This window comes from Rhodococcus sp. EPR-147 (genome assembly GCF_001647185.1).
Taxonomy (GTDB): Bacteria; Actinomycetota; Actinomycetes; order Mycobacteriales; family Mycobacteriaceae; genus Rhodococcoides.
On the sequence record NZ_LVCU01000514.1, the window covers coordinates 1 to 12410 of the forward strand.

Annotated in this window: 11 protein-coding genes and 1 riboswitch; of the genes, 6 read left to right on the forward strand and 5 right to left on the reverse strand. The window is 66.6% G+C overall.

The genetic code is table 11. The features are described from left to right. The 3 genes from A2J02_RS22060 to A2J02_RS22070 form a co-directional block, all read left to right on the forward strand. The coding region (locus A2J02_RS22060) for an MFS transporter (RefSeq protein WP_068053598.1) at window positions 1–834 on the forward strand (834 nt) is incomplete at its 5' end. Window positions 835–864: 30 nt separating this feature from the next. Further along, window positions 865–1485: a hypothetical protein gene (locus tag A2J02_RS22065; protein WP_068053601.1), complete on the forward strand. Its 621-nt coding sequence runs from the start codon at window positions 865–867 to the stop codon at window positions 1483–1485. A 59-nt stretch (window positions 1486–1544) separates the two neighbouring features. After that, window positions 1545–1739 carry a hypothetical protein gene (locus A2J02_RS22070; RefSeq protein ID WP_068053604.1) on the forward strand — a complete coding sequence of 65 codons (195 nt, stop codon included), beginning with the start codon at window positions 1545–1547 and terminating at the stop codon, window positions 1737–1739. Between the two features lie 85 nt (window positions 1740–1824). On the opposite strand, the gene A2J02_RS22075 is transcribed toward A2J02_RS22070, so the two are convergent. Together A2J02_RS22075 and A2J02_RS22080 are read right to left on the reverse strand one after the other, a co-directional pair. Further along, entirely contained in the window at window positions 1825–3162 is a 1338-nt protein-coding gene (locus tag A2J02_RS22075; RefSeq protein ID WP_068053606.1) for a M1 family metallopeptidase, read from the reverse strand. 6 nt (window positions 3163–3168) lie between these two features. Next, window positions 3169–7101 (reverse strand): Pls/PosA family non-ribosomal peptide synthetase, encoded by a 3933-nt coding sequence (locus tag A2J02_RS22080; RefSeq protein WP_231911492.1) that lies wholly within the window; start codon window positions 7099–7101, stop codon window positions 3169–3171. Between the two features lie 209 nt (window positions 7102–7310). Beyond that, window positions 7311–7426: riboswitch (SAM riboswitch) on the forward strand. A 54-nt stretch (window positions 7427–7480) separates the two neighbouring features. On the opposite strand from A2J02_RS22080, the gene A2J02_RS22085 reads away from it, so the two are divergent. Both A2J02_RS22085 and A2J02_RS22090 read left to right on the forward strand, forming a co-directional pair. Next, window positions 7481–8836, forward strand: a complete 1356-nt coding sequence (locus A2J02_RS22085) for an aminotransferase class V-fold PLP-dependent enzyme (RefSeq protein ID WP_068053609.1) — start codon at window positions 7481–7483, stop codon at window positions 8834–8836. 151 nt (window positions 8837–8987) lie between these two features. Then, entirely contained in the window at window positions 8988–9488 is a 501-nt protein-coding gene (locus A2J02_RS22090; protein ID WP_068053612.1) for a hypothetical protein, read from the forward strand. A gap of 30 nt (window positions 9489–9518) precedes the next feature. On the opposite strand, the gene A2J02_RS22095 is transcribed toward A2J02_RS22090, so the two are convergent. From A2J02_RS22095 to A2J02_RS22105, 3 genes are read right to left on the reverse strand one after another with little or no spacing between them, the layout of a single operon-like run. Then, the gene (locus A2J02_RS22095) at window positions 9519–9992 is read right to left on the reverse strand and encodes a YbaK/EbsC family protein (protein WP_068053615.1); all 474 of its coding nucleotides are present in this window, start codon (window positions 9990–9992) and stop codon (window positions 9519–9521) included. A 37-nt stretch (window positions 9993–10029) separates the two neighbouring features. Continuing rightward, window positions 10030–11019 carry an allantoicase gene (gene alc / locus A2J02_RS22100; RefSeq protein WP_068053619.1) on the reverse strand — a complete coding sequence of 330 codons (990 nt, stop codon included), beginning with the start codon at window positions 11017–11019 and terminating at the stop codon, window positions 10030–10032. Window positions 11020–11023: 4 nt separating this feature from the next. Further along, on the reverse strand, window positions 11024–12028 hold the full coding sequence (locus tag A2J02_RS22105; RefSeq protein WP_068053624.1) for a hypothetical protein: 1005 nt from the start codon (window positions 12026–12028) through the stop codon (window positions 11024–11026). Window positions 12029–12080: 52 nt separating this feature from the next. On the opposite strand from A2J02_RS22105, the gene A2J02_RS22110 reads away from it, so the two are divergent. After that, the coding region (locus A2J02_RS22110; protein ID WP_197478103.1) for a TetR/AcrR family transcriptional regulator at window positions 12081–12410 on the forward strand (330 nt) is incomplete at its 3' end.

Consider the following 12410-nt stretch of genomic DNA (forward strand, 5'->3'; position numbering starts at 1 on the left):
CCCGGTGCCGGAGCGCGCCGTGCGGCGATGTCGCTGACCGCGGGCTTCGCCCTCGGTGCCGGAGTTGCCGGTGTGCTCGCGCAGTGGGCGCCGTGGCCGACGCACCTCGCCTACAGCGTGCACGTGCTGATCTGCATCGTCGCCGGTGTCGGCATGCTGTCGGTTCCCGAAACTCGCACTGCCACAGCGGCATCGAAGAACAAGAAGCTGCTCGACGACCTGAGGATTCCGTCCGCCTCCCATCGACGGTTCCTGTTCGTCGTGCTGCCGTTGGCCCCGTGGGTGTTCGGTGCCGCGAGCGTCGCGTACGCGGTGCTGCCGTCACTGATGGCCGACGCGCTGGCCGACGAGCCCGGGGGCGGCTATCCCGTCGCTCTGTCGGCCGCGATGGCGGTGATCGCGCTCGGTTCCGGCTTCGCGATCCAGGCCGTCGGGCGTCGAATCGACACTCCCGCCAGTGCGCGAGGCGCTCTGGTTGCGCTGACACTGCTTGTTGTCGGCATGGCTGTCGCGGCGTGGGCGGCGTCGGTGCTGACCATCGCCGCGGCCCTGATCGCGGCGGCAGTGCTGGGGTGCGGGTACGGCATGGCATTGGTCTCGGGTTTGCAAGAGGTGCAACGCATTGCGGGCCCCGATGATCTCGCCGGCCTCACCGCGGTGTTCTATTCGCTGACCTACCTGGGCTTCGCGGTGCCCGCCCTGCTGTCGGCATTGACCGAGACATGGCCCGGCGTGGTCACGTATCCGATCATCTTCGGCTTCGGCGCGGTGATGGCGGCACTGTGTGGCCTGGTGGTGCGATCGAAAACGTCTGCGCACTTGCCGAGCGCGTAGGGGCGGTTCGGCTCTAGGATCAGCGGCATCATGCTGCAGTCCTCGCGCACGGTCCCGCCGCATCGGGTGCCTCCGACGGTGGCGATCGCGGGTGCCACAGTATGGAACCGGCGTGAGGCGTACTGGTTTCTCGTCGCGGTGATCGTGCCGGCCGCATGCTGGTCGAGATTTCCGACGATGGTGCCCTACGTCTTCGCGATCGTGCTGCTGGGTGCAGTGGTATTTCGCAGCCGACGGATTGCCTGGTGGGCGTCGATGCTGCGCTGGGGACTGATCGCCGACGTCGAGACCGTGGACACGGCACCGCGTGGTGACCGCAATCTTCGCCTCGCGCACGCCACCGGCTGGAACGTCCAACGACGTTGGTACACAGGGGTTGTCACCGAATCAACGGTGCGGTACCGGGCCGGGGAAGCGCGCGGCCATCTGTTCGTTCGGGGACTGCCGTTCACCACCGGCGTGGTGCTCGCGCACTCGAAGAATCCTGGATCGGCCATGGCCATCAGCGACTTCCCCTGCGATCTGCAACTGGACGGCAGGGGACGCTGGGCGGCGTCGTTCCCGCCGGGCTTCTGGCGACAAGCACTGGCAACGGTAGCGCTGTACGGCTACGCCGTGGCCGGCTTGGTGTTGTCAATCGGAGTTCGCTGACACAGCCGATGCGGTGGGTACCGTGGAGCGGGCACATCCCTCGTCCGACGGGAGCGAGCATGAAGTACAACTACTCCGGACCCTGGCCGATTTTCGCGGTGCTGGGCGTCATCGTGTGTTGGGTGCTGTTTCAGGTCGTGGCACTCGATTCGAGTGTCGGCCGTGCGATCGCGTCGCCGATCAATCTTTTCGCGTTGATGTCGGCGGGCTTCTTGACCATCGGCTACGCGCAGAAGCGGCGTCGGCGGGTCTGACCGGAGGATCGGCTCCCCAGACTTGGATTCAGGCCTCCGATTGCAGGCTGATATCCGAAACTGGGGAGCCGATTGCCCGCGGGAGCTACGGCAACGACGGAAGTTGCTTGGCCACCAGCCATGCGTCCCACAGATTTCGGGGGCAACCGAAGCGGGAGGCGAGGTCGGTGAAGTCCGCCGTTGCGACCGTCGAGTAGCGGTACTTGGAGGTCCATTCCTGGATCAGTCCGAAGAATCGCTCGTCGCCGATGGTGCGTCGCACTGCATGCAGTGCCAGTGCGCCGCGTTTGTAAACGCGGTCGTCGAAGATGCGCTCGGGCCCCGGGTCGGTGAGTTGCAGGTCCATCGCCAATCCGCGCTGAATGGTGTGCGCCCGCTTGGCCTTGTCGTGAGCCGTTGCGCCGCCGGAGTTCTCGGCCCAGATCCACTCCGAGTAGCACGCGAATCCCTCGTGCAGCCAGATGTCGGCCCACTTGCCGAGGGTGAGCGAATTGCCGAACCACTGGTGCGCCAGCTCGTGCGCCACCAGACGCTCGTAGTACCGGGAGCCGGAACAGTGGTTGGCACCGAAGATCGACAACCCCTGCGCCTCGATCGGAATCTCGAGGTCGTCGTCGGTCACCACCACGGTGTACGACGCGAAAGGGTAAGGGCCGTAGAGCCGTACGAATGTGTCCATCATCTGCGGTTGACGACCGAAGTCGTGATCGAACTGCGCTCGCAGGCGCGGCGGAGTGATCGCCTTCATCGGCACCGGCCCCGGGCTGACGATGCGATGCTCGTACGGACCGATCTGGATGGTGGCGAGGTAGCTGGCCATCGGCTCGGGCTGCTCGTACACCCACGTGGTGCGGCTGGCGCGAGTCTGCTTGCGCACCAACGTTCCGTTGGCCACCGCGTAGTACGGGGAATCGGTGGTGATGGTGATGCCGTAGCTGGCCTTGGACACCGGATGGTCGTCGCACGGAAACCACGACGCAGCGCCGTTGGGTTGGCTGGCGACGAGCGAGCCCTCGGTGAGCTCCTCCCAGCCGACCTCACCCCACAAACCGTTGATGGGCTTCGGGGTTCCGCCGTACGCGACCGTCACCACCAGTGCCGCACCCGACGCGATGGGCTTGGCGGGCGTGATCTTCAGCTTGCCGCGCTGGTGGCTGAACTTCACCGAACGCGATCCGTTGACCGACACCTTCGACACGTTCATCGCCGGGCCGAGATCGAGCGCGAACTTCGACACCGTCGCAGTGGTGACCGCGGTGATCTTCGCCTTACCCGCCAGCCGGTTGCTCTCTACCTTGTACTCGAGGTCGAGTTCGTAGCGCGAGACGCGATAGCCGCGGTTGCCGTTCTGGGGGAGATACGTATCGATCGGATTGTCACTGGAGTCGACGTCGAACACCGGTGCCACGAGCCTGTCCGGCACGGTAGCTCACCCCTCGTTTCGGTCGTCGCGAATACGCGGAAAGGGATCACCCTTGGCCCACGGCGCGATCGGATTGCCCTGCCAACGAGTATGCGCGGGAACCGTATCGCCGCGCATCACCAGAGAGGCAGGCCCCACCGTCGCACCATCACCTATACCCGATGCAGGCAGCGCGACACAGTGTGGTCCCAGTGTTGCGCCTCTGCCGAGATCGACCGTGTCCATGGACATGATCCGATCATGGAACAGGTGCGTCTGCACAACGCACCCTCGGTTGACCGTCGCACCGTCGGCCAACGTCACCAGATCGGCCTCGGGAAGCCAGTACGTCTCACACCAGACGCCGCGGCCGATATCCGCACCGAGCCACCGCAACCACATGTTCAGTACCGCGGTGCCCTCGGCGGCGCGCGCGAACCAGGGTGCGGCAACGGTCTCGACGAACGTGTCTGCCACCTCGTTGCGCCACACGAACGAACTCCACAGCGGGTGATCGGTCTTGCCGATCCGGCCCACCCACAACCACTTCGCCAACGCCGATACCGCAGCAGCCACGAAACCGGCGACCAGCAGGACGACGCCACTGAGCAATGCAGCCAACCAGTACCCGACGGAGTCGGCGATGGCGGTGAGCGAGAACAGCACTCCGAGTCCGATGCCGAACGTCACGACGACGGGAATCAACCGGCACGTCTCGACGAACGACCGGGCGACCTTGAGCTTGCGGGGCGGATCGAACGTGCGCGACGAATCCGCACTACCGGGGGCCCGACGCAGCCGCACCGGCGGACTGCCGAGCCACGACGAGCCGGACTTCGCCTTGTCCGGCGTCGCGGACAGCACCGCGACCAGGCCGTTCTTGGGAACGGTTCGTCCGGGCCCGGTCATGCCGGAGTTGCCGAGGAACGCCCGCTTGCCGACCTTGGCGTCGCCCAGATGCATCCAGCCGCCGCCGAGTTCGTAGCTGGCGACCATCGTGTCGTCGGCGAGGAACGCGCCGTCGGCGACGGTGGTGAACTTGGGGATCATCAGCACCGTCGACGCTTCGACGTCCTTGCCGATCTTCGCGCCGAGGAGCCGCAGCCAATGCGGCGTCAACAGTGACGCGTAGAGCGGGAACAGGAAGGTGCGCGCGGAGTCCATCAACCGTTCGGTGGCCCAGACCTGCCAGCCGATACGGCTGCGCACGGGGTGGTAGCCGCCGACGAGACCGATGCTGAGCAATCGCACCGCGACGACGGTGATCACCGCGAACACCGCCAACGACACCATCGTCGCGACGGGCAACATCACCAGACCACGTTCGAAGGCGTCGAACACGGAGTCCGCGGTGTGAATCCACCAGCCCATCAGCACCAGGCTGACGCCGATCGAGAACAGTGCCATGCCGGACAGGAACAGCGACGCGACGCCGTACGCGAACACCCATTTGGTCGCGCGCGGTGGCGTTTCCGCGGGCCACGGATGATCGGCCTTGCCGACCTTCTGAGCCGGCGAACCGGACCACATCTGACCGGCCTTCACCCGTCCGACGACGGCGGAGCCTGCCGTGACGACAGCGTTCTTGCCGACCTTGGTGCCGGGCAAGAGCGGCGAGCGGGCGCCGACGGTGGCACCGGCGCCGATCTCGACGCCGCCGATGTAGACGAGATCTCCGTCGATCCAATGCCCGGACAGATCCACCTCGGGCTCGATGGAACAGCCGTCGCCCAGCTCGAGCATGCCGGTGACCGGCGGCATCGTGTGCAGGTCGACACCCTTGCCGATCTTGGCACCCAGAGCGCGCGCGTAGTAGACCATCCACGGTGCACCCGAAAGGTTCGACGCACCACTGGCATCGGTCAATCTCGTTGCTGCCCACAGCCTGATGTGCATGCTCCCGCCGCGTCGATACGCGCCGGGTTTCAGCCCGGCCAGCAGGATGCGAGATCCGATCACCGCGATCGCCATCCGGCCGACCGGAGTGATGAACAGGACGAACGCCACGAGTACCCACCACCACGACAGCGTCGGAGCCCAGGGCACGTCGCCGAACCAGGACATGACGTTGAACAGCAGTCCGAGCCAGGTGACCCACTGCAATCCGGTCAGGGTGGTCAACGGAACCGTTGCCGCGATCTGAGCCCACTGCGCGGTACGGGACGTCGGTGCCACGTCACGAGGAACGGCCTCGACGACAGGCTTCAGATCGTCGAGATACTGCGCCAGTGAACCCAGCCGTGGGTGGTCGTAGAGCTGCGCGACGGTGATCTCGGGGAACCGTTCGCGCAACGCCGTCACCAACTGAGCGGCCGACAGCGAACCGCCGCCGTTGGCGAAGAAATCGGCGTTCTCGTCGGAAACCTGCGCGCCGAGGATGTTGGTCCACAATTCGGCCACCCACCCCGCCGTACCGCCGAGCGCAGACGCGCCCGCCATACCGGGGAGGGGCCACGGCAGCGCGTTGCGGTCGACCTTGCCCGAAGTGCGCGTCGGCATCTCGTCCACCAGCGCGAGCCGGGGGACCAGCGCTGCAGGCAACTGTTCGGCCAGCAATTCGCGAGCGGCTTCGAGGTCGAAATCGGGGTTGGTGCTGGCGAGGTATCCGACGAGCACCGAGTTGCCGGCGGCCGTCTTGCGGATGGCGGCCGCCGCGCCGCCGACTCCCGGAAGTGCTTGCAGCGCATTGTCTATCTCGCCGAGCTCGATGCGTCGACCGCCGAGCTTGACCTGATCGTCCGCGCGGCCCTGGAACAGCAGACCTTCGAGCTCGAGCTTGACCAGATCGCCGCTGCGGTACGCCCGGTCCCATCCCAGAGAGGGCATGGGCGCGTACTTCTCGGCGTCCTTGGCCGGATCGAGATACCGAGCGAGTCCGACGCCGCCGATGACCAACTCACCGACTTCGCCGACCTGCACCGGGGTGCCCGAAGCGTCGACCACGGCCAGGTCCCAGCCGTCCAACGGCAATCCGATGCGGACGGGCCCCTTCCCGTCCATGATCGCCGCGCACGCGACGACCGTCGCCTCGGTGGGGCCGTACGTGTTCCAGACCTCACGGCCTTCGACGGCGAGCCGCTCGGCCAGTTCCGGCGGGCACGCCTCTCCGCCGAAGATGAGCAACCGCACCGCCTCCAGAGCCACCGCGGGCCAGAGCGACGCGAGGGTGGGCACCGTCGAGACGACACTGATGTCGCGGGAGACGAGCCACGGGCCCAGATCGAAACCGGACCGCACCAACGACCTGGGTGCCGGAACCAGACACGCACCGTGCCGCCACGCCAGCCACATCTCCTCGCACGACGCGTCGAACGCCACCGACAGACCGGCCAGCACCCGATCACCCGGGCCGAGTGGATCCTTCTGCAAAAACATGCGGGCCTCGGCGTCGACGAACGCCGCCGCATTGCGATGACTGACCGCGACACCCTTGGGCGTGCCCGTCGAACCGGAGGTGAAGATGACCCACGCGTCGTCCTCGGGAGTCGGCGGCAGTGGGTCGGTCTCGGGAAGGCCGTCTTGCTTGGGAGCAGTACCGGCGGCGATGCCGCCCGCAGTGACGATGGCCGTCACCTTCGCCTCACCGAAGACCAACTCGGCCCGCTCCTCGGGATCGTCCGCGTCCACCGGCACGTACGCGGCACCGACCGCGAGGATGGACAGGATCGCGACATAAAGGGAGAAGGAACCCGACGGCATGCGGATGCCGACGCGATCACCGCGCCTGACACCGGCATCGGCGAGCCACTGGGCGCCCTCGGCGATGTCGTCCAACAACTCGGCGTAACTGACCGAGACGGCACCGTCGTCGATGGCGGGGGCGTCGGGAAAACGATGAGCGGTATCACGGAGAACGTCGATGAGAGTCCGGGCAGGGGGGGCGAGCGACGAGCGAAGAAACGCCGCCGGTGCAGGCGCGGTGTCCGCGCTCGAACCCGGCAGATCGTTCTCTTGATGCACAGACAACCGGGCGTCCTTCTCGTTCGTTGGCAAGTGACTCTGTGGTGCTGGGACTCTGTTCTGCTGAGAGAGCAGCGCCGTTGGTTATCTCACGTTCTGTTTGCCAGCAGGTGAACGAGCGCTCCTTCCCACCGCGGGAATCCTACTGCTGCCCACGCGTGAGTTCCGGCTTGACAAAACCGCAGTGGTTTTGCCAGTGTCTTCTCCACGGTCACGAGTACCAGCGTCAAGCCCCGGCTCGCTGGTCGGCAACCCTCCTCCGCGGTGGGGTGCTCCGGGTGACGACCAGGCTGATGTCGGAAAACCGGCGCGGCAAGCGCGGACTCGTTCACCACATCCTTCGGTTGCGGGTCCCTCGAACGTGAGGGCTTGATCTGTCATGACATCTGTACTTTCCCGTCCCTGTGCTCCTTTTGCCCCTGTTTCGGGCACGGATCTGCAGGTACCTCTGGTGCAGGGCGGCACCTGCACCTACGCCAATTTCGACTACGCTGCCAGCGCACCGGCTTTGGCGGCGGTGACCGATCGGATCGCGGAACTGCTGCCGTTCTACTCCAGTGTTCATCGCGGTGCCGGGTACGCCTCACGGGTCTGCACGGCAGCGTACGAGAAGGCGCGGGTGACGGTCGCCGATTTCATTGGTGCGCAGTCGGATTCGGTGGTGGTGTTCACTCGGAACACCACCGACTCGCTGAACCTGCTGGCCGCATGTGTGCCGGGTGAGACCGTGGTGCTCGACATCGAACACCACGCGAACCTGCTGCCGTGGCGTGACCGACGAGTGGTGGTGGCTGCGTCGACCCTGGCCGAGACCATCGCCCGCCTCGACGCCGAGCTCGCCGCGAAACCTGCTGCTCTGCTTGCGATCACGGGCGCATCGAACGTCACCGGAGAAGTTCTGCCGATCGCGGAACTCGCGGCACTGGCGCATCGGCACGGCGCACGCATCGCGGTGGACGGTGCCCAGCTGGTTCCGCATCGGCGGGTCGACATCGCCGCACTCGGGGTGGACTACCTCGCCTTCTCCGGACACAAGCTCTACGCCCCGTTCGGCGCGGGAGTGCTTGTGGGCAGGCATGATTGGCTCGACCTCGGTGAGCCACACCTGGCCGGCGGTGGCGCGGTACGGAGCGTGGGCATCGACCACACCGATTGGGCTCCGGCGCCGCAGCGGCACGAGGCGGGCACCCCCAACGTGCTCGGGGTTGCCGCATTGGCCGCGGCCTGCGAGGCCATTGCCGGATTCGACGATGCCGAGCTGCAGGCGCACGAGCGCGAACTGTCGTCCCGACTGCGCGACGGGCTGGCCGCACTGGACGGCGTCGAGCAGCTGGAGGTGTGGGCCGACGCGACCGACAGCGTCGGCATCGTCACCTTCACCGTCGCCGGACGCGACCCCGGTGAGGTCGCCGCGTACCTCTCCGCCGAACACGGAATCGGCGTGCGGGACGGGAAGTTCTGCGCGCACCCACTGCTGAGCAGGCTGGGGCATGCGGCCGGAGCGGTGCGGGCCAGCATCGGCCTCGGCAGCTCGTCGGCCGATGTGGACCGACTCGTCGACGCACTCGCCGCCCTGGTCGAATCGGGATCGAACTGGCACTACGCGGAGGACGCCGGCTGGTGGAACCCCGTACCCGACCCGCGACCCTTTCCCGAGCTGGCCGGCCGGGTGGACGGGGTGGGTGGGCTCAGCACCGCCGGGGTTGGATCCCCGTGCACCCCCGCAGACGGTTAGCATGGCGTCATGACCGTGAGTGTCGTGTGGACGGGCAACCGCCACTGGTGCAACAGATATGTGGATCTGTGCCGCACTGCGTCCGGGTCGTGTTCGAGTTCGGCTCCGCTCCGACCGAATGCCACCGTCTGAAGAATCAGGACCACCACTCATGTCGCACAACTTCACCCGCGTCGCCGTCGAATTCACTGCGGGCTGGACCGAACTGACCGCCGCTCCCGAAACGGATGTGGTCCGAATCCAGGCCTCCGACCTGCGGGAATCCCAGCAGCAACGCGCGCGGCTCCGCGCCGAGGCAGTCGACCGCGGCGAATCTGCCGACAGCACGGCAGTGTTTCTCGACCTGGAGATCCACATCGCGGCCGATGCCCGGACGGCCCGTCGGGAATTCGCCGCACTGGATGCGCCGAGCAGCCCGTCGTCGATCCGTTACGTCGGAACACCGGCAGGACTGGCCAGTTTGATCTCCGATGTCACCGCGGCCGAGGTGGCCGACGGCGTGACGTTGACAGCGCTCGGCGACGTCGCTCGCCAGTCGGTTCTCATCAACAACGGCGTACTGCCGCTGCTGGAATCCCGCGGGACTCGACTCGACATCGACGTCGTCGACGCGGTCCTCGGCGCACCGATCGCCCCGACTCTCGCGTCCTGAGGATTCGCGTCCTCGGGACGTGCGCGGCGGTCAGGTGACGTCGATCGCCAGACCCGCAGTGATGCGCACCAACTCGGTGAACGTGGACCTGAAGATCGTGTTGGTGTGGCCGGCGGCCGCCCACACCTCGGAGTAGCCGGCCAGATCCTGGTCGACGAACGTATCGAGGTTGGTGGGGTGGCCGACCGGGGCGATCCCACCGATCGGCTGGCCGGTGGCATGCTTGGCCGTGTCCAGAGGCGCGCGCGTCAACACGCCGCCGAGACGCTCGCCGGTGTGCTCGAGATGAACGTTGTGGGCACCGGAGACGAGCAGCAGCACCGGCTCGTCGCCCAGTAGAAACACCATCGACTTCACGATCGCGCCCACGTCGACACCGAGGGCGGCAGCAGCATCGGCGGCAGTGTGCGTGCCCTCCGGACTGCTGACCACCACCCCGTGATGACCACGTGAAATCAGCGTGTCGGCAACATGGGCTGCATTCGGATGAAGTAGCCGGGACATGAACCAACCCTATTGCCCCGCGACCGTTTACGCCGCTCTATTCCTGGGTCGTTCCTGCAGGCTCCACTCCCGTGTCCAGATCACCGAACAGTCTCAGTCGCGCCATGCCACCGTCCGGGAAGATGTCCATCCGAACCTCCGAGACCGGGGTCTCGTGATCGAGTACGAAGCGATGACGGGTGTCGGGCTGCAACGTCGTTCGCGGCAACAGCTCGATCCACTCGCCCTCACCGAGCCGTCCGCGCAGCGACGCCGCGCCCGGGGCGTTGCCGAGAAAGCAGGTGGTGTCGAGCTCGGCAAGACGAACGAGCCCGCTGCCTGCCAGCTGTACCTGAACCCAGTCGTTCGCGTCGTTGCGTCGACGCGAGGTCTCCCAACCCTCACCCATCGACCGCGGCGGGCCGGGGAACAGCAGATTGTTGGGGGAGCTGTAGAACATGTTGGAGCACGCCGAGACGTAGGCACCGTTCTCGAGCGCTGCCAGGTCGACCGGCCCGGCCGCGAGGAACTCGGGATCGGGCTTGCCGCGGCCCAGTACCCGCAACCGCGCCACGCCGCCGTCCGGGTAGATCGACAGTTTCACGTGCGTCCACCGCGCGTCGGAGGCGACGGCGAACCTGTTCTCGCTGTCGCCGTCGACCGGGCTGCGCGCGACGATGGTGGTCCACTCGGTCTGCGTGCGCAGCTCGTCCGGGGACGGGAAGCCCTGCACCTCGGCGGCCTCGACCGAAATCTCCGGCGGGTAGTTTCCGGTGAACCACGAGGTGTCGACGACGATTGCCGAGACGACGCCCGGTGCGCCGAGACGCACGATGGCCTCGTCGTAGCCTGCCTCGCGTCGCCGACGCGTCTCCCACCCGTCGTAGATCTGACCCTTGTGCCCGAACGTCGCGGTCGAATAGTCGGCCTTGCCGGGACTGACGAGATTCTCCTTCTCCGCGAACGTCTCGTCGTTCGCCCACACGACTGCGCCTCCGAGAGTGCGGACAGCGAGATCGGGCAGAGGCAGCGGGAAGGTGGAGGTCATGGGATCACACTTTACTGGTCTCGCGTGAGCTCATCGGGTTGTGTGCAGACCGACGCCGCAGAGCCGCCGCGACCATCAGTAGCGCGCCGATCACGATGTAGAGCGTCAGGCCGAGTGCGGGTTGCCCCAGTCCGGTGCCGGAGAAGTACACGATGCTGCGTACGCCCTCGGTGCCGATGCCAGGGGTGATCCACCGACCGATCGAGGCGTAGAGCGACGGCAGTACATCGGACCCGAAAGCGCCTCCTGCACTGGGGTTTCCGAGAATGACGAACAGCGCGATGGCGGCGGGCACCGCCGCGACACCGATCAGGGCGCGCAGGCCCATGGTGAACAGTCCGGTGGCGAAGACGACCCCGGTGCCCAGCAGGGTCAGTGGAAACCAATGGCCGGCAAAGGTTTCCAGTACATGGGTGGTGAGGAATGCGCCGAGAGTGCCGGAAGCGAGGGAGTACACCGCGAGAATGCCGACGTGCATCCAGGTTTCGCGGCGCGAGGTCGGTGCCCCGATCAACAGTCCGAATGCGGCAGCCAGAAGGTAGCCGCCGACGACCCACCCGACCGAGAGATAGAAACCGGACAACCCTCGGTTGTCGTGCACACCGACCGGGATCTCGTCGCGCACCACGAACTGGCGGCCCTGGGCGGCGTCGACCTCGGTGAAGATCGATTGCAGCGCGGTGGCTTCGGAGCTGCCTGCTGCGCTGGCGGTGATGAGCGTGTCCGTCCCGTTCGCGCCGACGACATAGGCCCCGATGACTTCCCTGTCGCGGAGCAGTGAACGGACCTCGGCGGTATCGGCCGCGGTGCGTGCCTCGAGCGGGGCGCCGTCGATGGCGTTCAGGCGATCGGTCGTCTGCTGGTCCAGCCCCTCGGGGAGACCGGCTTCGGTCACCACCGCGATGGGGATCGCATGCGGAGTCGGCTGATGAAACGCCGAGACGTAGCTGAGGATGAAGCCGAGCTGAAGTATCAGCACCGCGGCGGCGAGCAGTGACATCTTGCGCATGGGTGACTCCTGAATCTTGTCGATACCCGAGGTATTCAATACTCTAGGTATCGTGAATGCCGACGAGCAAGAAAAGTGGGGGTCGACACAGTCGCAGCGACGACCGCAGCGTGCCGACGTTCGAGATCGACTGCTCGCCGCCGCAGCGGACGAGTTCACCGAAAATGGCTATGCCGCAGCCAAACTCACCGACATCGCAGACCGCGCCGGCTTCACCAAGGGAGCCGTCTACTCCAATTTCGAGTCCAAGCAAGCGCTGTTCGCCGAGCTGCTGGCCAGGCGGTCCCTCGACCTCGCGGCCCGCGTACTGGCTCACATTTCCGATCTGGACCCCGGCGCGGCCGCCGGAGCGGGCGGCGGAGAGATCGCGTCGTGGGTGGTC